Raw genomic sequence first — 21,681 nt, 5'->3', positions numbered from 1 at the left:
ATACAACTCAGTTTATCACTTTTTTTTGTCTTTGTACCATGTTTTTAATGGATATATTAGCATTGTAAGTAGTAAGTACAAGTTTAGATAGCCATATAAAGGATATAGATATTGAATTAATGTCTTAAATCCTATAAATGATAATGGCAGGATAAATATCGCTAACCAAAAGGCAATTGTCTTTTTGCTTAATGCGATCTGTACTTCTATTCTTGCAATTAAACCGATCATTCCAATAACAGCTGTTGTATAGATAGCTAACCAAATGAATAAGGTCATACTTAACACAATAATACCTGAGAACTGCTGTAGCAGAGCATATAACGGCATGTCAAATCGTTCAATATGCTCTGAAATTTTTTTTAAAGACGTTAAATATATTAAGGATAGTACACTTAACACCAGACCACTAGCTATACTTGTAAACATTACCTCTTGCTTTGATTTAATTTGATTTCCAACTGCTGATATACATGACAATAATGGCAAAATATTTAAAGCTGTAAATGGTATCGCAGCTAATAGCATTGGATCTTTTGAAAAAAAAAGTGATTCTTGATAACCCTGAAATTTTATATTAAAAGCAATGATTACAGCTATTAAGGCCATAATTAGAATCGGTGTAATTAAACTATTCATTTTTATAATTGCATTCACCTGAAAAAGGAATGTACAAATAATAACTAGAGTCGTCACAATAATACCTAACCACTTTGGCAATTGAAAAGCTTGTAGTGCCACACCACTGCCCGCGATCATCACAACAGTCATCGATAACAGATATACAAATGTCATCATGTCATAGAACTTGGCTAATCGAGGACCAACCAAAATCGTAAGTAACGGGATGTAGTCCTTTGACTGCTCTTGGAAGCTAATAGAAAGCATTGTGTAACAACACATTGAAAACAGTACACCAAACAAAATAACTGCTTGTCCATTCCCTTGACCAAAGAACTGCCATATTTCTCTTCCTGATGCATAGCCTGCACCTATTACAGTTCCAATAATTAAAAATATCCATTGATAGCTTCTTCTCATTTAAATGCCTCCATCTTTTACGTATAGAAGATTAATAAACTTCGTATACTAATAAAAATATGATGGAGGTTATGCAACTATGAAATTATCTGGTCAACAAGACGCAAGACAAACCAAAATCACTTTAAGTTATGATCAGCCATTTTTATATCGTAAACTTGGAGACTTTATTTATCAATGGCTTCCCTCATCACTAGCAGATATCGTCATTATTTGTATCGGCTCTGATCGATCAACGGGTGACGCACTTGGCCCGATAACGGGTACTTATTTAAGTAAATGGGGCTTAAAAAACTTTTCTGTTTATGGTACTTTAGCTGATCCCATTCATGCATTAAATTTAAATGATCGTCTGTCCTCTATCAAGAATAAACACCCTAAAGGCTTTGTTATTGCAATTGATGCTTGTTTAGGACGCTCAAGCTCCATTGGCTGTATTAATGCCCATATTGGTAGTCTAAAGCCCGGCCTAGCCCTTAAAAAGAAATTACCTGATGTAGGTGACTTTAGCATTACCGGAATTGTTAATGCCTCTTCTCCTATTGATTTTTTAGCCCTACAACACACACGTTTAAATCTAGTTATGCAACAGGCAGAAGCAATAGCCCGTTCTCTTCTTTATCTGCACCGTGTTCGGTTAACAGAAAAAACTTCCTTTTCAAGTTGACGTGAACTAAATAATTGTTTCACGTGGAACATTTACAAGCATTATTGCTTACTAGTGAGCAATGAATTAATTGCATAAATAAAAAGTCTGGCTCTCATACACATATGAATATGAGGCCAGAACTGTTTATTTACTTCTGTAATAGTTCAATTATACGCTCTAAATCATCATTGTTAAAAAAATCAATTTCAATTTTACCTTTTTTCTTTCCTTGATTTATTTTAACATTCGTACCTAAGTGATCTCTTAGCGCATTTTCACGTTCAACTATAAAAATGTTTGGTCGTGACTTTTGTTTTTTTTCTTTTGGGCTGCCATCATTAAGTGTTTGAACAATAACTTCTAGTTGACGAACATTTAATTTTTCGCTGATAACTTTTTTAACTAACGGTGTCAATTGATCCTTATCTTTTAAGCCAAGTAGGGTTCGTCCATGTCCCATTGATAATTCACCATTGTTTATCATAGCGGTTATATTAGCAGGCAACTGAAGTAAGCGAACCAAATTAGCAATGTGCGGTCTACTTTTACCTAATCGCTTGGAAAGATCCTCTTGTGTTAAACGGTAAGATTTCATCAAATTCACATAAGCCTGTGCTTCCTCAATTGGTGACAAGTTTTCCCTTTGGAGATTTTCTAAAAGCGCAATCTCCGTCATCCTTTGGTCATCCATTTCCTTGACAATCACTGGGATTGTTTCTAATCCAGCCTCTTTAGCTGCTCGAAACCTTCTTTCTCCTGCAATTATTTCAAAACCTTTAATGGACTCTCGTACAAGCAATGGTTGAATAATACCATATTCTAAAATCGACTCTTTTAATTCTTCAATTGCTTCTACTTGAAATGTCTTTCTAGGCTGATATGGATTAGGACGGCAATCCTTTATACTAATCTCGATAACCTTCTCACCTTGATTTTCCTGTTCGGCATCTAACTCAGGGAAAAAAGCATTGATTCCTTTACCTAACCCTCTCGCCATTGGCGATCACTTCCTTTGCTAAATCGAGGTAAACCTCTGATCCTCTTGATTTTGAATCATAAGTTATAATTGGTTGACCATGACTCGGCGCCTCACCTAAGCGGACATTTCTTGGTATAATAGCATTATAGACCTTATCCTGAAAATATTTCTTTACTTCTTCAATAACCTGCAAACCGAGATTAGTCCTTGCATCAAGCATAGTCAATAAGACGCCCTCAATTTTTAAGTCCTTATTAAGATGCTTTTGAACTAACCTAACAGTATTTAGCAATTGACTCAACCCTTCAAGTGCATAATATTCACATTGAACTGGTATTAAGACACTATCAGCTGCTGTTAAAGCATTTAATGTAAGTAACCCTAAAGAAGGCGGACAATCTATGATAATATACTCATAGTCTTGAATAACAGCATCCAAAGCTTTTTTTAGTCTTACTTCCCTTGAGATAGTCGGAACGAGCTCGATCTCGGCACCTGCTAATTGAATCGTTGCAGGAATAACGCTTAACTGATCCAACAAAGTAGGCACTGTAACATCAATTGCCTTCACATCCTCGACCAATACATTGTAAACACATTGATCAATGTCTGCTTTGTTTACTCCCACACCACTTGTTGCATTGCCTTGTGGATCAATATCTACCAAAAGTGTTTTATATCCTAAATATGCTAAGCTTGCACTTAAATTAACTGCTGAAGTTGTTTTTCCTACGCCACCTTTTTGATTAGCTATGGCGATTACTTTTCCCATTACGTCACCTACCTAGTCTGAACTCTATCTTTATTATTCTATCACTTTTTTACAAAATAAACAGCGAAAAATAATTAGATAATTGTTTATTTTTATAAAAATCGATGTTTTGAACTAGAAAATTGGATACACTAACTAAGATATATTAGACATCTAAAAAAAGCTGTTTTATGGTATTTGACCATAAAACAGCACTACATTTGTTTATTTTTTTGGGATTTTAATTGTTATTTGATAATAATCATCTAAGTCTTGCTCATCCGTTTCTAGATTAATACCTGTATCTGAAACCATATTCAGAGATTGTCTAATCGTATTCATTGCTATACGCATATCTTTATTAAAACCTTTAAGTTTCGGCTTTTTCTTTTTAGGCTTACTATTTAGTATACTATTAATACGCTCTTCGGTTTGCTTTACATTAAGATTTTTAGTGAGTATTTCTTGAAGAACTTGCTCTTGTAATTCTTGATTTTTCAATGCAATTAAAGCACGCGCATGGCGTTCGGTAATAGCTTTATTAGTAATAGCCTCAAGAACGGGGCTAGGTAATTTTAATAGTCGCAGTTTATTAGCAATTGTGGATTGGCTTTTTCCTAATCTTTGCGCCAGTGCCTCTTGCGTTAGTTCATGAATGGTTAAGAGCCGCTCATAAGCCTTAGCTTCTTCAATCACTGTCAGCTCTTCACGCTGTAAATTTTCAATTAGGGCAACAGAAGCTGTTTCCTTATCATTCATTTGTCTTATAATAACAGGAATGGACTCCCAACCTAACGACAATGCAGCTCGAAATCGCCGTTCTCCAGCAATAATTTCAAAACTTTTTTCAGCGTCATCTACTCTTCTTACTACAATTGGTTGAATCATGCCGTGCGTATGAATAGTCTGAGCCAATTCTGCAATCTTTTCGTCATTAAAAATCGTTCGCGGTTGATAACGATTTGGTAATACATCTTTAATAGCTAACTGTATTACATCACCTTGATTAAATGCTTCCTCTTCAGTGTCGCCTTTCTCGCCCATACCAAATATTCGGCCGAATGGAGGTAACATAAACACACCACCTTCTCTTCCATTATCCTTTTGAAAGGATAAATGTTTCACGTGAAACAATATAACTGTCACGAACTGAAATCTCTATGTCATATACTTCTACTATTCTATCATATAATCCTTCTATTCGTGAAAACTATCTTTAAAATAATTAGCTAATTTTAAATTTTTATTACGGATAATAAGAGAATAGGTCAATAAAGAGTCAAATATGCTAATCTGATTAAATCGGTCAAGTAGGCAGAAATTAAAAACATAGCACTAAAAAACTTTTAAGCTTACCTGCAAATATACGGATGCTTACAAAGAAAAGACGAATGCTCTTCTAAACAACCATTCGTCCTTTTAATATGCGCCTAGAATATAATTATTCGACAATAACTATTAAGAAAGCGGTGATTTATTTGGTGTTCCAGGCTTTCTAGGATAGCCTTTAGGTGTTTTTTTCTTTTTATCAATCTTTACAATATTTCTTTCTCCCTGATTTTCTAATAAATCAAAGGTGAAGACGTTATTAACTGCTCCACCAAGTAAGGAAATTGCATTTTCTGCCTCTTTTAACTCTTCTTCGGCATGTGGACCCTTCATCGCAAGGAAAACGCCACCCGTTTTAACCAAAGGCAGGCAAAGTTCACTTAATACAGAAGTTTTGGCAACGGCTCGTGCCATTACGAGGTCAAATTTATGTCTGAATGGTGCATCGCGACCAAATAATTCTGCTCGATCATGATAGAAAGCAACGTCTGTTAGCTCTAACTTATTTGCCAAATGATTTAAGAACATAATGCGCTTTTTTAAAGAGTCGACAATAGTCACTTGTAAATGAGGAAAGCATATTTTTAACGGGAGACTGGGGAAGCCTGCACCCGCCCCCACATCACAGACTGACATCGGCTGGTTAAAGTCCAAAGCCAAGCACGCGGTTATTGAATCATAGAAATGCTTTAAATAAACACTTGGTTTATCGGTAATAGCTGTTAAATTGATTTTTTCATTCCATTCTATTAATGTCTCATAATAAACATTAAACTGGGTGAGCTGCTGTTCAGTCAAATTAATATCAAGCTTTTTTAATTCAGACACAAAGCTTTCAATATTCATATTCCTAAATCCTTCCATAAAAACTTATTTATTTAATAAACGTGTCAAAGCTCGCTTCTATTCTAAATAATTGGCTCACTTCTCTTCGCTATTTGTCCTTGCTCAATGTACACCAGTAAGATTGAAACATCTGCTGGATTCACACCAGATATTCGAGATGCTTGACCAACGGATAACGGACGTACCTGCTTAAGCTTTTGCTTCGCTTCAGTTGCTAGTCCACCAATTGCGTCATAGTCAATTTGATTAGGAATTGCTTTGTTTTCCATTTTTTTCATGCGTTCAACCTGCTGTCTAGCTTTAACAATATAGCCTTCATACTTAACTTGAATTTCAACCTGCTCTTGTACCTCAACCGGAATAGCATCCGTTTCTTCATATAAGCTAACGATAAAGGAATAGGTTACCTCAGGTCTTTTTAACAGGTCTAACGCTTTAATGGGTTCTCTTAAACCAGTTCCGCCAGCCTCGATAAGCTTCTGATCTAGCTCCTGAGAAGGTTTAATCGTCAATTTTGACAAGCGCACTTTCTCCTGTTCAATTAGAGCGCACTTTTCTTTAAAGCTTTTATATCGCTCTTCCGTAATTAAGCCCAATTCATAGCCAATTTCGGTTAATCGAAGATCGGCATTATCATGACGAAGTAGTAAACGATACTCAGCTCGTGAGGTTAACAATCGATACGGTTCATTTGTTCCTTTAGTAACCAGATCATCAATTAATACACCAATATAGCCTTGCGACCGATCAAGAATTAACGTATCAATCCCTAACGCATTAGCAGCTGCATTAATGCCTGCCATCAAACCTTGTCCTGCAGCTTCCTCATAGCCCGATGTTCCATTTATTTGTCCAGCCGTAAATAAGCCCGGCAGTTGCTTTATCTCTAGTGTGGGCCATAATTGAGTTGGCACAACAGAATCATACTCAATTGCATAGCCAGCTCGCATAATTTCTGCCTCTTCTAAACCGGAAATTGAACGAAGCATCTCATGTTGAACATACTCCGGTAATGAAGTAGAAAAACCTTGGACGTAAACTTCCTCAGTATTTCGACCTTCAGGCTCTAAAAATATTTGATGTCGTGGCTTATCGTGAAAGCGAACGACTTTGTCTTCAATAGACGGACAATATCTAGGTCCAGTTCCTTTAATCATCCCCGAGTACATAGCCGATAAACCAAGATTATTATTAATAATTTCATGAGTTGTTTCATTAGTATAGGTTAACCAACATGGAATTTGGTCAAGAATTGCTTCTTTTGTTTCATATGAAAAATGACTAGGGTTCTCATCACCCGGTTGAATCTCTGTTTTAGAATAGTCAATTGATCGTGCATTGACACGCGGTGGTGTTCCTGTTTTAAACCGAACCAGCTCAAAACCAAGCTCTTCTAAATGCTCAGATAACTTAACGGAAGCACGTTGATTATTCGGGCCACTCTCATACGATAAATCACCAATAATCACACTGCCCCGCATAAACGTACCCGTAGTAATAATAACTGAAGGTGCATAGTAAGCCGCTTTAGTTTCTGTCAATACACCTTTACAAACACCGTCTTCAATCATTAGACGTTCAACCATCGCTTGCCTGATTGTTAAATGTTCAAGTTGCTCTAGTTGGTATTTCATTTCCTGAATATAAAGAGGTTTGTCAGCCTGTGCTCTTAAAGCACGTACAGCAGGCCCCTTCCCTGTATTTAGCATACGCATCTGGATGTATGTTTTATCAATTACCTTGCCCATTAATCCACCAAGTGCATCTATTTCTCTCACTACTACCCCTTTTGCTGGTCCACCTACTGATGGATTACAGGGCATAAAGGCAATCATATCTAAGTTTAATGTTAGCATTAATGTTTTAGCACCTCGTCTTGCTGCTGCATTGGCAGCTTCCACACCAGCATGACCTGCACCAATAACGATCACATCAAAGTGACCTGCATCATAGACCATCTCAATCTCTCCTTTACTTCATTATTTCCCTAAACAAAACTGTGAAAACAGTTGATCAATTAAGCTTTCATGGACGGTATCTCCAACAATTTCCCCGAGTAACTGCCATGTTCGTGTTACATCAATTTGAATAAGATCCATTGGCATCCCATCTGCGATAGCGTGAATTGCATCATCAAGTGCTTGTAATGCCTGTCTTAGTAATTGAATATGCCGCACATTGGAGACATATGATAAGTCACTACCCTCTAGCTGACCAGCAAAAAACGTATCAGCAATGGCTTGTTCGAGCTGATCAATTCCCGCCTCCTCTACTAACGCTGTTGCCACAACTTGATGCTCATCTGCTAATAGATTAACTTCATTACGATCAATTAGTTGTACTAAATCCGTTTTATTAATTAACACAATAGCTTGCATATTCTTAATGAGATCAAATAATTGTCGATCCTGGTCTGTTAAGGCTTCGTTACCATTTAAAACGAGTAAAATTAAATCCGCTTCCTTTAGCACTTGTCTCGATCTTTCCACACCTATTTTTTCAACAATATCGTCTGTTTCTCGTATCCCTGCTGTATCAACAAGCCGTAATGGAACTCCTCTTACATTGACATACTCTTCAATAATATCTCGGGTTGTCCCAGGTATATCTGTTACGATTGCTTTATTCTCTTGCACAAGTGTATTCATTAATGACGATTTCCCAACATTCGGTCGGCCAATAATTGCAGTCGAGATACCTTCTCTTAGTATTTTTCCTTGCCGTGCCATCGTAAGTAATCGTTCAATCTCTGAGTATACATATTTCGTCTTTTCAAGCATGAGTTGTTCTGTCATCTCTTCCACATCATCATACTCTGGATAATCAATATTGACCTCAACGTGGGCAACTGTTTCAATTAGATCCTGACGCAGCTGACTAATTAGTCTTGATAATTTTCCATCTAACTGCTTGACAGCCACCTTCATCGCCTTATCCGTCTTAGCCCGAATTAAATCCATAACTGCCTCAGCCTGTGATAAATCAATCCGGCCGTTTAAAAATGCTCGTTTAGTGAACTCTCCTGGCTCAGCTAGGCGAGCACCTAAATGCAATACCAGTTCTAATAAGCGATTAACAGACGCTAGTCCACCATGACAATTAATCTCGATGACATCCTGCCGTGTGAATGTTTTGGGTGCACGCATGACACTAACCATAACTTCCTCTAATAGTTCATCACTTTCAGGATCAATTATCTTCCCATAGTGGATGGTATGCGACTTCACTTCTGTTAAATTCTGACCTTTAAAAATCTGGGCAGCAATATTGACAGCATCATCCCCACTCAATCTGACAATAGCAATTGCCCCTTCACCCAGTGGTGTGGAAATTGCCGCTATCGTATCAAAATCCATTTTTTACACCCCCGCATTTAACATGCTAATTCTATCATACAGTTGTTGTCCAATATATTTTAAGATAGGCAACTTATCTGCCTAACAATCCTTTCATTTAGCATTAATTAGTATAGCATTCACTAACTGATTAGCATACCATACAAGTGAAAAAAAGAAAAGATAGTTATGCACATGTGGAAAACTATCTTTACAGCTTTCTGCTTCATTTATCCACAGTTCAAACCCAGCACTATTTAATTTGTGTTTTAGCATTAATCTGAAACCGCTCTATAGTAAACCAATATAAACAAAAAAAGAAGCCCAACTGGGCTTCTTGATTTTTATAACGGCTTAATTACCACATGGCGGTTTGGTTCGGTTCCATCTGAGGTTGTCTCTACCTTTTGATTATCTTGCAGAACACTATGGATAATCTTTCGTTCAAATGATGGCATTGGTTCCAAGGTAACATTTCTTTTTATTTTAACCGCCTTATCAGCTAGACGAGAAGCGAGCTGTTCGAGAGTCTGTTGCCTGCGATCACGATAACCTTCTGCATCAACGGTTACTCGGAAGCGTTCCTGTGATCCACGATTTAACATAACCCGAACTAAATGTTGTAACGCGTTAAGCGTTTGACCCCTTTTGCCAATAATCATGGCAATTTTTTCACCAGATAAATCAAAGTAAATATGCTTCCCATCTCTTTTCACGCGTACTGCAACATCTTCGGAAAAAAAGCGGGCAACTTCTTTTAAATAAAGTGTTGCCTGATTAACCGGATCTACTTTAATCGTAACTTTTACAATGGCGCGTTTTGCACCAAATAAACCAAACATGCCTTTTTTACCTTCATCAATGACTTCAATATTGACTTGGTCCTCCGTCGTGTTAAGCTGCTCAAGTGCCGATTGGACCGCATCTTTGACTGTTTGTCCAGAAGCAGTAACCTGTTTCACCTTTATTTTCCTCCCGCTGGTTGCTGGAATTTAAATGGTTTTCTAATAAAAATCGTTTGTACAACCATGAACACATTACCGACTACCCAATAGAGTGATAATGCTGATGCAAAGAACATTGACATAACACCAATCATAACTGGCATCATGTACAGCATCATTGTCATTTGTGGATTACCAGCATTTTGTGTTGCATTAGTTCCTGCCATAGTAAGCTTTTGCTGTAGGAATGTTGCTCCAGCAGCTATAATTGGTAGGATATAGTACGGATCTGGTTGAGACAACTCAAACCAAAGAAAGCTTCCATCTTGTAATCCTGGTGTTCTCATTATTGCATGATATAAACCAATCATTATCGGCATTTGCACAAATACCGGTAAACAACCAGCAGCTGGATTGACCTTGTGCTTTTTAAACAACTCCATTGTTTCCTGCTGCAGCTTTTGCTGCGTTTGAGCATCCTTTGAACTATATTTCTCTCTTAAACCTTGTAATTCTGGTTGAATATCTTGCATAGATTTTGAACTTTTTAATTGTTTAACATTTAACGGTACCAAGATTAGTCGAATGACTAATGTCACTAAAATAATTGCTATACCAAAGTTTCCACCAAAGAAATTAGAAACTGTGATAATAACCCAAGATAATGGATAGACAAAGTACGAATTCCAGATACCAGTACTTTCTGGAGTAATTGTCTCGTTAATATCACCACAGCCTGCCAGCACCACTACTAAACCAATTAAGGCCGCTAACAATAAGACCTTCTTGCGCATGATTTTCCTCCTTAACATACATTCAATACTCTATGTAAAACTCAACATTTATTTTACCATTAAAGTAGTGCGAATACTAGAATGACAGTACTCTCAGAAACTTAAACGTCATTTAAGTAAATGGGATTTAAATAAGACGTGAGTTAAACTTTTCTTCATTTGATGAAAATCAATATCTTTAGTTGGCATTCTAGCAATAATCACATAATCATAAGAATGCACAATTTTATCATTCATTTCTAAAAGTGCTTGTCTAAGATAACGCTTTATCCGGTTTCTTACCACTGCATTACCAACTTTCTTGGAAACAGACAAGCCAAAACGAAAATGGCTCTGATCTTTTTTTGGTAGATAGTACAATACGAGTTGACGATTAGCAAATGATTTTCCTTGTTTAAAAACCAGCTGGAATTCATCATTTGATTTTAAACGATAAGCCTTCTTCATGTACGTTGACCTCCAAAAAAAAATAACCCTTTTTCAATCTAAGTGGAAAAAAGACCACTGATAATGTGTCAGTGGCCTATGCAGATAATACTTTTCTACCTTTTTTACGACGACGCGCTAGTACATGTCGTCCATTTTTTGTGCTCATACGGGCACGGAATCCGTGAACCTTTTTACGTTTACGATTATTTGGTTGAAATGTGCGTTTCATTATATAGTACACCTCCCTGAGGAATAAAAAAATCAACTATTAGACAGTCCCATACATTATACGTAATTTCCTTTAGCACTGTCAACAGTAAATCAAGAAAACATTTAGCTAATCTTAATCTGTTCTGTAAATTTTGCATTTGCAAACACATTAGTCGAAAATTGATATTCACTTTAATCTAAATTAGTCAACTTCTGCATCTAGATAGTAACAATCAGCCAAGATGGCTTAAATCAGCACCGTGGAAAGCTAATCTCTTCCGTTTCGGAACGACATAGCACGCCAAACGGATAAGAAAGTCAACACGGGTATTGCCTACCGACTTCTCCAAACACAATTGAGACTTATTACCTTTTGTCAGTGTGTCAAAGTTGAGTAATTATCTTAACTACCACATTATTTTACGTTTTAAGTTTCGACGTAATTCTAGAGTAACAAAACCAAATCATGTAAACTCAAGCTCCATTATGAGTTGTCCACAGGCCATGTTTAACAATTTTAGTAGCGAAAAAAATATCCACATCATTTATCGACAAATAAATCACAATTCCACAACCTGTGGACGAATTTAATAAACAGCTGACATGTTATGTGGATAAGTGTCGAATCTCCTTGCTTTTATCCCTTTTTTTTGGTATTATTACTGTGTTTAACTGAATCAAAACGGCAATTCTAAATTTTACTATCCACAACCAGTGGATAAACTGTGGACATTTATTCACAAGTCTGTAGACTTACTTACCCACAACTCTGTGAATAATTGCGTTTAACAGGATAAACCATGATATAATAGAAATTAATTATCCACATCTCCTAATAATAGAAACCTTTCGATCTATTAGATCAGTAAATAGATTCCCGAGAGGTTTTTTAAAGTCGGGAATGATACATATTTAACAACGTTTATCATGATTTAGAAAGGGGCTTATCGTTGGAAAATATAGAAGAGTTATGGGCGAGTACCTTATTAGCCATTAAAGAGAAAGTTAGTAAGCCTAGCTTTGATACCTGGCTAAAAAACACAAATGCTAACAGTATTACTGAAGATACTTTAATTATCTCAGCACCTAATGAATTTGCCCGGGATTGGTTGGAAAATCGATACACTAATTTAATCTCAGAAGCCATCTTTGAAGTGACTGGTGCAAAGTTAAAAACCAAATTTATTATTCCCGAAGATGAAAGCGAGACGAACGATCAAGCTAGTAATCAAACGGCTAAAGTACCAAAGCATAATGCTCTTGATCAGAATGATCACTCAAAAACGATGCTAAATGATAAGTATACATTTAACACTTTTGTTATTGGATCAGGTAATCGCTTTGCTCATGCAGCTTCTCTTGCAGTAGCAGAAGCGCCAGCTAAAGCCTATAACCCTTTGTTTATTTACGGTGGTGTAGGTCTTGGTAAAACACACCTTATGCACGCAATTGGACATTATGTTTTAGATCACAACCCCTCAGCTAAGGTTGTTTATTTATCATCAGAAAAATTTACTAATGAATTTATCAACTCTATTCGTGACAATAAAGCAGAGAATTTTAGGAGCAAATACCGCAATGTTGATGTCTTATTAATTGATGATATTCAATTTTTAGCTGGAAAAGAACAAACGCAAGAAGAGTTTTTCCATACCTTTAATACATTGCATGAAGAAAGTAAACAAATTATTATTTCGAGTGATCGTCCACCTAAGGAAATCCCAACACTTGAGGATCGCTTACGTTCACGCTTTGAGTGGGGCTTAATTACCGATATTACACCACCTGATTTAGAAACAAGAATTGCGATTTTAAGGAAAAAGGCAAAGGCTGAAGGATTAGAAATTCCTAATGAGGTAATGCTTTACATTGCTAATCAAATTGATACGAATATTCGAGAGCTTGAGGGGGCACTAATTCGTGTTGTTGCTTACTCATCGCTTATTAATCAAGACATTGATGCAGCTCTAGCAGCAGAGGCTTTAAAAGATATTATTCCGAGCACACGTCCTAAAATGATTACGATAGCAGGTATTCAAGAAATAATAGCAGAAAGATACAACATAAAGCTAGAAGAATTTGCTGCTAAGAAGCGAACGAAATCTGTTGCATTCCCGAGACAAATTGCCATGTATTTATCACGAGAGCTAACCGATTTTTCACTGCCAAAGATCGGCGAAGAATTTGGTGGGCGTGATCATACCACTGTTATTCATGCTCATGAAAAAATCTCCAAGCTTGTTAGTGTAGATCAGCAGCTTAATAGAGAGCTAGAAGATATTAAGGAACAATTAAAGAGCTTTTAACTGACTGTGGATATTGTTAATAACCAAACTAGCTTACTAACAAATTACCCACAAGTGGATAACCTTATTAAAACTAGTTCATTTTCTAGTTATCCACATAATCACAGGCCCTATTACTATTACTACTATTTTTTTATTAAAAAAATAAATAATTATACTTCCTTTAGGAGGATTTATTATGAAATTTGTTATCCAACGCGATTTACTAATTGAAAGCATTCAGCATGTTATGAAAGCCATCTCATCAAGAGTAACTATTCCAATCTTAACCGGGATTAAAATTGAAGCTAACTCTAGCGGGATTAAATTGACAGGTAGTGATTCTGATATCTCAATTGAATCATTTATTCCTAAAGAGGAAGACGGTATTATCAATATTGAGGAGATTGAACAAGGCAGCATTGTCGTTCAAGCGAAGTACTTTCCTGATATTATTCGCAAGCTTCCGTTAAATACTGTTGAAATAAAAACTGATGATCAGTTTCAAATGACAATTCTTTCGGGTGGATCGGAATTTCACTTGAATGGTCAAGATGCAGCTGAATATCCACAGCTCCCTGTATTACGGACCGAGAATAGCTTTGACTTGAAAAATGATTTATTAAAGGATCTCATTCGTCAAACTGTTTTCGCAGTCTCAACAGTCGAAACAAGACCTATTCTTACCGGTGTTAATATGCAAATTAATAATGCTGAACTAAACCTAGTAGCGACAGATAGCCATCGATTAGCCACTGTTACTGTCCAATTGCCAGACGATTATCTGAATTTATCGTTTAATAATATTGTTATTCCTGGTAAAACACTGGTTGAGTTAAATAAAATTATTGAGGATAATGAAAATTCAATTTCAATTAGTGTTACTGAAAATCAAATTCTCTTTCAAACGGAACATTTAAACTTTTTATCACGATTACTAGATGGAAATTACCCAGAGACTTCTCGCCTTATTCCTGACCAAAGTAAAACAGAAGTCTTAACTAAAACAAAATCATTGCTGCAGGCAATTGATCGAGCTTCACTATTAGCAAAGGAAAATCGTAATAATGTTGTTAAACTTGAAACAAAAGCAAACAATGTATTAGAGATTAGCAGTAATACACCAGAGGTTGGCCAGGTTACTGAAGAAGTGATCACAGAACAAATCGATGGAGAAGAATTAAAGATTTCCTTTAGTGCAAAATACATGATGGATGCTTTGAAAATTATTCAAGAGGATTATGTTAGAATTAATTTTACAGGGGCTATGCGACCATTTATCATTAAACCAGCTGAAAATGAACAAATATTACAATTAATCACACCAGTAAGAACATTTTAATTGTCATTTAAGGAGCTGTTCAAACTTCTTTTGTAAAAAAAGTTTGAACAGCTCTTTTTTATTAGTAACGTAATAAATGACTACTAATAAGACTAACTAATAATAAATCAACTGAATGATGCTGAGGACACTTTGCTAAATCTGCAAACTTTAGTAAAATAGATAGTAGAAACTTAAGTTACGGATAAATAAACAGATGGGGGCTATATGGAAATGGAAGAAATTGAAATTTCAACAATATATATTCAGTTAGGTCAGTTATTAAAACTAGCTAACGTGGTAGAATCAGGCGGTTTAGTTAAGCATTTTTTAGCCACGTATCCTGTGAATATTAATGGTGAGCAAGACCAACGCAGAGGGCGAAAGCTGTATTCTAATGATATAATAGAGATTGAAGGTATCGGTAGCTTTAAAATTATCGCACCGTCAAGCTAAAGGATATTACGATAAAATTACAATACTTACTTGCGTTGGCTTAACAAATATGCCAAGCACGTTTCTTTAAAAAAGGTAGGCATATTAAGCATGTATATTAAAAATATAAAGTTACAGCATTATCGTAATTATCATGAATTAGCATTAACATTTGATGACCGCATTAACGTGATTATTGGTGAAAATGCGCAAGGAAAGACTAACCTAATGGAGGCTATTTATGTATTAGGCTTTTCTAAATCCTATCGGACATCAAAAGATAAAGAGCTTATCCAATGGGAGCAAAGTTATGCTAAAATAGAAGGTACGGTTTTAAAAAAGCATTATCAGGTTCCTCTTGAGATGCAGTTTTCTGCAAAGGGAAAAAAGGCAAAGCTGAACCACCTTGAACAAAGAAGATTAAGTGATTACATAGGGGCACTGAATCTCGTCATGTTTGCGCCAGAAGACTTAAATCTAGTCAAAGGTAGTCCACAAATGCGAAGACGCTTTATTGACATGGAAATTGGTCAAATAAAGCCAGTTTATATCTATCATCTCGGTCAATATCAAAAGATATTAAAACAGCGTAATCATCTACTAAAGGAGTTACAACGAAAGAAGCAGCACGACCTTACTTTACTAAGTGTGCTAACAGAACAATTAATTGAGCATGCTAGCATCATCATCGAAAAGCGATTTTCGTTTTTAGAACTATTACGTCAATGGGCAGCCCCAATTCATCAAGGAATAAGTCAACACAAAGAAAGCCTAACAATTAACTATGATACAACAATTGACGTATTAGAAAGTTATAATAAGGAAAAAATAAAGCATATCTATGAAACCACTTTTTCTCAAAATCAGAGAAAAGAAATTGAACGTGGCACAACTTTATTTGGGCCCCACCGCGATGATTTGCTTTTTTATGTGAATAATAGAAATGTCCAAACATTCGGCTCACAAGGGCAACAAAGGACAACTGCACTTTCGCTTAAACTAGCTGAAATTGAATTAATTAAAGCGGAGGTCGGTGAATATCCAGTTCTGTTATTAGATGACGTGTTAAGTGAATTGGATCAGCATCGCCAATCGCATCTGCTCAATACGATTCAAGGAAAGGTTCAAACGTTTATTTCCACCACAAGTGTTAGTGACATTAAGCATGAAACGATTGAACAGGCAGAGCTTTTTTATGTAGAGAACGGTACGATAACGCAACAGAGAAGAGGGTAAGCCATGTTTATTCATATTGGTGATGATCAAGTTATCCGTTCGGAAGAGATTATTGCGATGATTGATCAACAGTACGTAGAATCTTCATCTATTAACGAAGAAATGATTGAATTTATTGAAGAACAAGAAGAATCACTTGAACTAGATGGAGATGTCACGAAATCGATCATTATTACAACAGAATCTGTTTATTATAGTCCACTTTCCATCATGACCCTCAAAAAAAGAGCAAGCATGATTTCAACAATTAGTAATTTAGATGACTATACTGATAGTGATATGTTTGACTAATAATAGCTCTATATTACAATGGAAAAACCAATATTATAACTAATCAAATCGATTCCGATTTTTTATATAGATAACAAAAAACATTATGTGAACATGATGTTTTAACAAGAAGTGTAGGTGAACCAATTGGCAATGGAAGAAAATAATTTAAATGAACATCAATATGATGAGAATCAAATACAAGTATTAGAAGGTCTTGAAGCTGTTCGTAAGCGTCCAGGAATGTATATTGGTTCCACGAGTGAGCGTGGACTTCATCATCTTGTTTGGGAAATTGTTGATAATAGTATTGATGAAGCCTTGGCTGATTATTGTGATCACATTCAAGTTGCGATTGAAGCAGATAACAGTATAACTGTTATCGATAACGGGCGAGGAATCCCTGTTGGTATTCATGAAAAAACGGGCCGACCAGCTGTTGAGGTTATTATGACAGTGCTTCATGCTGGTGGTAAATTTGGCGGTGGCGGCTATAAAGTTTCTGGTGGTCTCCATGGTGTAGGTGCTTCGGTTGTTAATGCTTTGTCAACGAACTTAGACGTTTACGTCCACCGTGATGGTCAAATTTATCACTTGAATTTCAAGCGTGGTATTCCAACGAAAGAGCTTGAAGTTATTGGTGAAACAGATGTTACAGGTACGCGTACGCATTTTTTACCTGATCCTGAAATTTTCGATGAAACAACGGTATATAGCTATGAAACATTATCACATCGACTACGTGAGTTAGCTTTCTTAAATAAAGGATTAAAAGTAACGATAGCAGATAAGCGACCTGGGCAAGAAAAAGATGATACCTTTCATTATGAAGGGGGTATTAAATCCTATGTCGAGCATTTAAATAAATCAAAAGAAGTTCTTCATACCCCTTTCTATGCAGAAAAGGAAGAGCAAGGAATTACAGTAGAGGTTGCCATTCAATATAATGATGGCTTCTCTAGTAATATTTATTCGTTTGCTAACAATATTCATACCTATGAGGGTGGAATGCATGAATCTGGCTTTAAGACAGGCTTGACACGTGTTATTAATGATTATGCCCGGAAAAACAATCTATTCAAGGATGCTGATCCAAATTTAACAGGTGATGATGTACGTGAAGGGTTAACAGCAATTATTTCAATTAAGCACCCCGACCCACAATTTGAAGGACAAACGAAAACAAAGCTTGGTAATAGTGAGGCAAGAACAATTACTGATGCATCATTTAGTGAACTATTTTCAAAGTTTCTTTTTGAGAATCCAAATATTGCGAAAGTTATTGTAGAAAAGGGCCTGATGGCTTCACGCGCACGTCTTGCAGCTAAGAAAGCACGTGAGCTGACACGGAGAAAAGGTGCGTTTGAAATTTCCAATTTACCAGGTAAACTAGCAGATTGCTCTTCTCGTGATGCGTCCTTAAGTGAGCTGTACATTGTTGAGGGTGATTCAGCTGGTGGGTCAGCTAAACAAGGTCGGGATCGACATTTTCAAGCTATTTTGCCACTGCGTGGTAAAATTCTAAACGTCGAGAAGGCGCGACTTGATAAAATTTTATCAAACAATGAGATTCGTTCAATGGTAACGGCGATGGGGACAGGAATTGCTGAGGACTTTGATATTACTAAAGCAAGGTATCATAAAATTGTCATTATGACGGATGCCGACGTTGATGGTGCTCATATTAGAACATTGCTGTTAACCTTCTTCTACCGTTATATGCGACCATTAATTGATCATGGGTATATCTATATTGCCCAACCACCGCTTTATAAAGTACAACAAGGAAAAGCAGCTTATTACGCATATAATGATAAAGAAATGGAACGAATTGTTAGTGAACTACCAAAACAACCAAAGCCAGGTCTGCAGCGCTATAAAGGTTTAGGGGAAATGAATGCGGACCAGCTCTGGGAGACAACCATGGATCCAGAAAATCGGACGCTATTACAGGTTAATCTTGATGATGCTATTGAAGCAGATCAAATCTTTGACATGCTGATGGGCGATAAAGTAGAGCCACGTCGCAACTTTATTCAAGATAATGCCGTATATGTAAAGAACTTAGATATTTAACGATAGAGCTAGATTTAAACATATTGGAGTTACGCCAAAGCGAGATAAAGAAGTGTAAGGCTTGCCAACGTAAGCTTTACTAATGTCCTCAGTAGGATAGGAGGTAATGGAATGGCGGATAATCAACGTCCACAAGTTCAAGAAATAAATATTGGCAAAGAAATGCGTACGTCATTTTTAGATTACGCAATGAGCGTTATCGTTTCACGGGCATTACCAGATGTGCGTGATGGTCTTAAGCCTGTCCATCGGCGGATATTATATGCGATGAATGATTTAGGCATGCACGCAGATAAGGCTTACAAAAAGTCAGCACGTATTGTTGGCGATGTGATTGGTAAGTATCACCCACACGGTGATTCTGCTGTTTATGAAGCAATGGTCAGAATGGCACAGGATTTTAGCTATCGTAATATGCTAGTCGATGGCCATGGTAACTTCGGTTCGGTCGATGGTGACCCAGCTGCTGCGATGCGTTATACCGAAGCAAGAATGTCAAAGATTGCGATGGAATTATTACGCGATATTAATAAAAACACCATTGATTACATGGATAACTATGACGGATCTGAGCGTGAGCCAAGAGTGTTACCTGCTCGTTTCCCGAATCTATTAGTAAACGGTGCTTCTGGTATTGCTGTAGGGATGGCCACGAATATTCCACCACATCAGTTAGGTGAGACGATTGATGCAGTATTGGCAGTAAGTGAGAATCCTGACATCACAGTCGATGAACTAATGGAAAATTATATTTATGGTCCTGATTTCCCTACCGGGGCAATGATTCTTGGCCGATCTGGGATTCGAAAAGCTTTTGAAACTGGGAAAGGCTCAATAACCATCCGTGCGAAAGCAAAAATTGAAGAACAGAAAAGTGGAAAAACAAGGATTATTGTTTCTGAGTTACCTTATCAAGTTAACAAGGCAAAGCTGATCGAGAAGATAGCCGAGTTAGCTCGTGATAAGAAAATTGAGGGGATTACTGATTTACGTGATGAATCAGATCGAAATGGTATGCGCATCGTTATTGAGCTACGTCGTGATGCTAATCCGAATGTTTTACTTAATAATTTGTATAAGCAAACGTCTTTACAGACATCATTTGGGATTAACATGCTTGCTTTAGTTGATGGCCAGCCAAAGGTATTAACCTTAAAGCAAGCACTCGTTCATTACTTAGCGCACCAAAAAGAAATTATTAGACGGCGGACTGCATATGAACTAGAGAAAGCTGAAGCCCGTGCACATATCTTGGAAGGTCTTCGCATTGCCCTAGATCACATTGATGCCATTATTAGTCTAATTAGAGCATCAAAAACGGCGGATGAAGCTCGAACTGCTTTAATGTCAAACTATCAATTATCTGAAAAACAAGCACAGGCTATTTTGGATATGCGTTTACAACGATTAACAGGATTAGAACGTGAGAAAATTGAAGCAGAGTACAATGAATTACTTACCTTAATCGCTGAGCTAAAAGCTATTTTAGCAAATGAAGAAAAGGTATTAGAGATCATTCGTGAGGAATTAACAGAAATTAAGGCTCGTTTCAATGATACACGTCGAACCGAAATTGTTTCTGGTGGTGTTGACTTTTTCGAGGATGAAGATTTAATTCCAGAAGAGGATATTGTTATTACCTTAACACACCGCGGTTACATCAAGCGGCTACCATCATCAACCTATCGTACGCAAAGACGAGGCGGCAGAGGGGTACAAGGTATGGATACAAATGAGGATGATTTTGTCGAGCACCTTGTTTCAACATCGACTCATGATACGGTACTCTTTTTCTCGAATAAAGGCAAGGTATATCGCCTAAAGGGCTATGAGATTCCAGAATTCAGTCGGACAGCTAAAGGTTTACCAATTATCAATTTACTTGAAATTGAGCAAGGTGAGTGGATTAATGCTGTTATCACTGTCCACGAATTTGATGATAATTCTTATCTGTTCTTTACGACTAAATTCGGTATTTCCAAAAGAACTCAGCTTAGTCAATTTGCGAATATTAGAAGAGGTGGCCTAATTGCGCTAAATCTCCGAGAAGATGATGAACTCATTTCCGTCCGATTAACTGATGGGACAAAAGACATTATGATTGCAACAAGGAAAGGTTCGTTAATTCGCTTTGATGAAGCACAGATTCGCTCAATGGGTCGAACTGCTGCAGGCGTTAAAGGTATTTCATTACGAGAAGATGATGAAGTTGTCTCAATGGAAATTCTTGAAGATAACGATTATGTTTTAAACGTAACCGAAAATGGCTATGGTAAGCAGACCGCAGCTGAGGAATATCGCATTATTAATCGTGGTGGTAAAGGTGTATCAACCTGTAATATTACGGAAAAGACCGGTAATGTTGTTGCTGTGAAAGCAGTAAATGGAGACGAGGATCTGATGATTATTACTGTTTCAGGCGTATTAATTCGCATGCCAGTTAATTCAATTTCTCAAACAGGCCGAAATACGCAAGGGGTTCGCTTAATTCGTTTACAGGAAGAGGAAAAAGTTGCAACTGTTGCAAGAATTGAACAAAAAGAGGATGAATCCGAGTTAGAAGAAGAATTACCTAACGAAGAAGCATAATTATTGAACCGAAGGCGCATAGCTAATTGTTAGCAGCAGTCTTCGGTTTCTTAGCTTCATCATCTATAATTAAAGAGTTGAAACAGATACTTTCACAAGTAATTCGCTTTGTCCCTGCCACTAAGTAGATGTTATTCCTTCACCTTAGACAAAGATTTTACT

19 protein-coding genes are annotated in these 21,681 nt (G+C 36.7%); 8 read left to right on the top strand and 11 right to left on the bottom strand.

All coding sequences use genetic code 11. The features are described from left to right. Positions 1–15 precede the first annotated feature (15 nt). Positions 16–1,041 carry a YkvI family membrane protein gene (locus tag BM000_RS10425; protein WP_091497826.1) on the bottom strand — a complete coding sequence of 342 codons (1,026 nt, stop codon included), beginning with the start codon at positions 1,039–1,041 and terminating at the stop codon, positions 16–18. Between the two features lie 79 nt (positions 1,042–1,120). Here BM000_RS10425 and yyaC point away from each other — a divergent pair, with 79 nt between their 5' ends. Continuing rightward, positions 1,121–1,708, top strand: a complete 588-nt coding sequence (gene yyaC, locus BM000_RS10420) for a spore protease YyaC (RefSeq protein WP_091497823.1) — start codon at positions 1,121–1,123, stop codon at positions 1,706–1,708. Positions 1,709–1,838: 130 nt separating this feature from the next. Here the strand turns inward: yyaC and BM000_RS10415 are convergent, their stop codons facing one another. The 10 genes from BM000_RS10415 to rpmH all read right to left on the bottom strand — a co-directional run bounded on the left by BM000_RS10415 (position 1,839) and on the right by rpmH (position 11,326). Next, positions 1,839–2,687, bottom strand: a complete 849-nt coding sequence (locus BM000_RS10415; RefSeq protein WP_091497821.1) for a ParB/RepB/Spo0J family partition protein — start codon at positions 2,685–2,687, stop codon at positions 1,839–1,841. Beyond that, positions 2,668–3,441 (bottom strand): ParA family protein, encoded by a 774-nt coding sequence (locus BM000_RS10410; RefSeq protein WP_091497819.1) that lies wholly within the window; start codon positions 3,439–3,441, stop codon positions 2,668–2,670. Before BM000_RS10410 ends, BM000_RS10415 begins: the two co-directional genes overlap by 20 nt. Positions 3,442–3,645: 204 nt before the next feature. Further along, positions 3,646–4,494, bottom strand: coding sequence for a nucleoid occlusion protein (gene noc / locus BM000_RS10405; RefSeq protein ID WP_091497816.1), 849 nt, complete (start codon positions 4,492–4,494; stop codon positions 3,646–3,648). 384 nt (positions 4,495–4,878) lie between these two features. Continuing rightward, positions 4,879–5,595 (bottom strand): 16S rRNA (guanine(527)-N(7))-methyltransferase RsmG, encoded by a 717-nt coding sequence (gene rsmG, locus BM000_RS10400; RefSeq protein ID WP_091497814.1) that lies wholly within the window; start codon positions 5,593–5,595, stop codon positions 4,879–4,881. Positions 5,596–5,657: 62 nt separating this feature from the next. Then, a complete protein-coding gene (mnmG, locus tag BM000_RS10395) occupies positions 5,658–7,553 on the bottom strand; it encodes a tRNA uridine-5-carboxymethylaminomethyl(34) synthesis enzyme MnmG (RefSeq protein ID WP_091497811.1) in 1,896 nt (631 codons plus the stop codon). A gap of 21 nt (positions 7,554–7,574) precedes the next feature. Beyond that, positions 7,575–8,951 (bottom strand): tRNA uridine-5-carboxymethylaminomethyl(34) synthesis GTPase MnmE, encoded by a 1,377-nt coding sequence (mnmE, locus tag BM000_RS10390; RefSeq protein WP_091497808.1) that lies wholly within the window; start codon positions 8,949–8,951, stop codon positions 7,575–7,577. Positions 8,952–9,274: 323 nt separating this feature from the next. After that, positions 9,275–9,892, bottom strand: a complete 618-nt coding sequence (jag, locus tag BM000_RS10385; RefSeq protein WP_091497806.1) for an RNA-binding cell elongation regulator Jag/EloR — start codon at positions 9,890–9,892, stop codon at positions 9,275–9,277. Positions 9,893–9,894: 2 nt separating this feature from the next. Continuing rightward, the gene (spoIIIJ, locus tag BM000_RS10380) at positions 9,895–10,668 is read right to left on the bottom strand and encodes a YidC family membrane integrase SpoIIIJ (RefSeq protein WP_091497803.1); all 774 of its coding nucleotides are present in this window, start codon (positions 10,666–10,668) and stop codon (positions 9,895–9,897) included. 108 nt (positions 10,669–10,776) lie between these two features. Continuing rightward, positions 10,777–11,115 carry a ribonuclease P protein component gene (gene rnpA, locus BM000_RS10375; protein WP_091497801.1) on the bottom strand — a complete coding sequence of 113 codons (339 nt, stop codon included), beginning with the start codon at positions 11,113–11,115 and terminating at the stop codon, positions 10,777–10,779. Between the two features lie 76 nt (positions 11,116–11,191). Continuing rightward, on the bottom strand, positions 11,192–11,326 hold the full coding sequence (gene rpmH, locus BM000_RS10370; protein WP_091497798.1) for a 50S ribosomal protein L34: 135 nt from the start codon (positions 11,324–11,326) through the stop codon (positions 11,192–11,194). Between the two features lie 931 nt (positions 11,327–12,257). Here rpmH and dnaA point away from each other — a divergent pair. The 7 genes from dnaA (at position 12,258) to gyrA (ending at position 21,519) form a co-directional block, all read left to right on the top strand. Continuing rightward, a complete protein-coding gene (gene dnaA / locus BM000_RS10365; RefSeq protein WP_091497796.1) occupies positions 12,258–13,613 on the top strand; it encodes a chromosomal replication initiator protein DnaA in 1,356 nt (451 codons plus the stop codon). Between the two features lie 178 nt (positions 13,614–13,791). Beyond that, on the top strand, positions 13,792–14,934 hold the full coding sequence (gene dnaN / locus BM000_RS10360; protein WP_091497793.1) for a DNA polymerase III subunit beta: 1,143 nt from the start codon (positions 13,792–13,794) through the stop codon (positions 14,932–14,934). Positions 14,935–15,147: 213 nt separating this feature from the next. After that, a complete protein-coding gene (locus BM000_RS10355; RefSeq protein WP_091497789.1) occupies positions 15,148–15,369 on the top strand; it encodes an RNA-binding S4 domain-containing protein in 222 nt (73 codons plus the stop codon). A gap of 90 nt (positions 15,370–15,459) precedes the next feature. After that, positions 15,460–16,584: a DNA replication/repair protein RecF gene (gene recF / locus BM000_RS10350; RefSeq protein WP_091497787.1), complete on the top strand. Its 1,125-nt coding sequence runs from the start codon at positions 15,460–15,462 to the stop codon at positions 16,582–16,584. 3 nt (positions 16,585–16,587) lie between these two features. Continuing rightward, positions 16,588–16,875 (top strand): extracellular matrix regulator RemB, encoded by a 288-nt coding sequence (gene remB, locus BM000_RS10345; RefSeq protein WP_091497784.1) that lies wholly within the window; start codon positions 16,588–16,590, stop codon positions 16,873–16,875. 132 nt (positions 16,876–17,007) lie between these two features. Beyond that, the gene (gene gyrB, locus BM000_RS10340) at positions 17,008–18,930 is read left to right on the top strand and encodes a DNA topoisomerase (ATP-hydrolyzing) subunit B (protein ID WP_177178274.1); all 1,923 of its coding nucleotides are present in this window, start codon (positions 17,008–17,010) and stop codon (positions 18,928–18,930) included. 111 nt (positions 18,931–19,041) lie between these two features. Continuing rightward, positions 19,042–21,519 (top strand): DNA gyrase subunit A, encoded by a 2,478-nt coding sequence (gyrA, locus tag BM000_RS10335; protein WP_091497779.1) that lies wholly within the window; start codon positions 19,042–19,044, stop codon positions 21,517–21,519. Positions 21,520–21,681 lie beyond the last annotated feature (162 nt).

It is taken from the genome of Amphibacillus marinus, from assembly GCF_900110345.1.
GTDB classification, from domain to species: Bacteria; Bacillota; Bacilli; order Bacillales; family Amphibacillaceae; genus Amphibacillus_D; species Amphibacillus_D marinus.
Note: the sequence above shows the minus strand (reverse complement) of the source record. Positions and strands in the feature narration are given on the sequence as shown.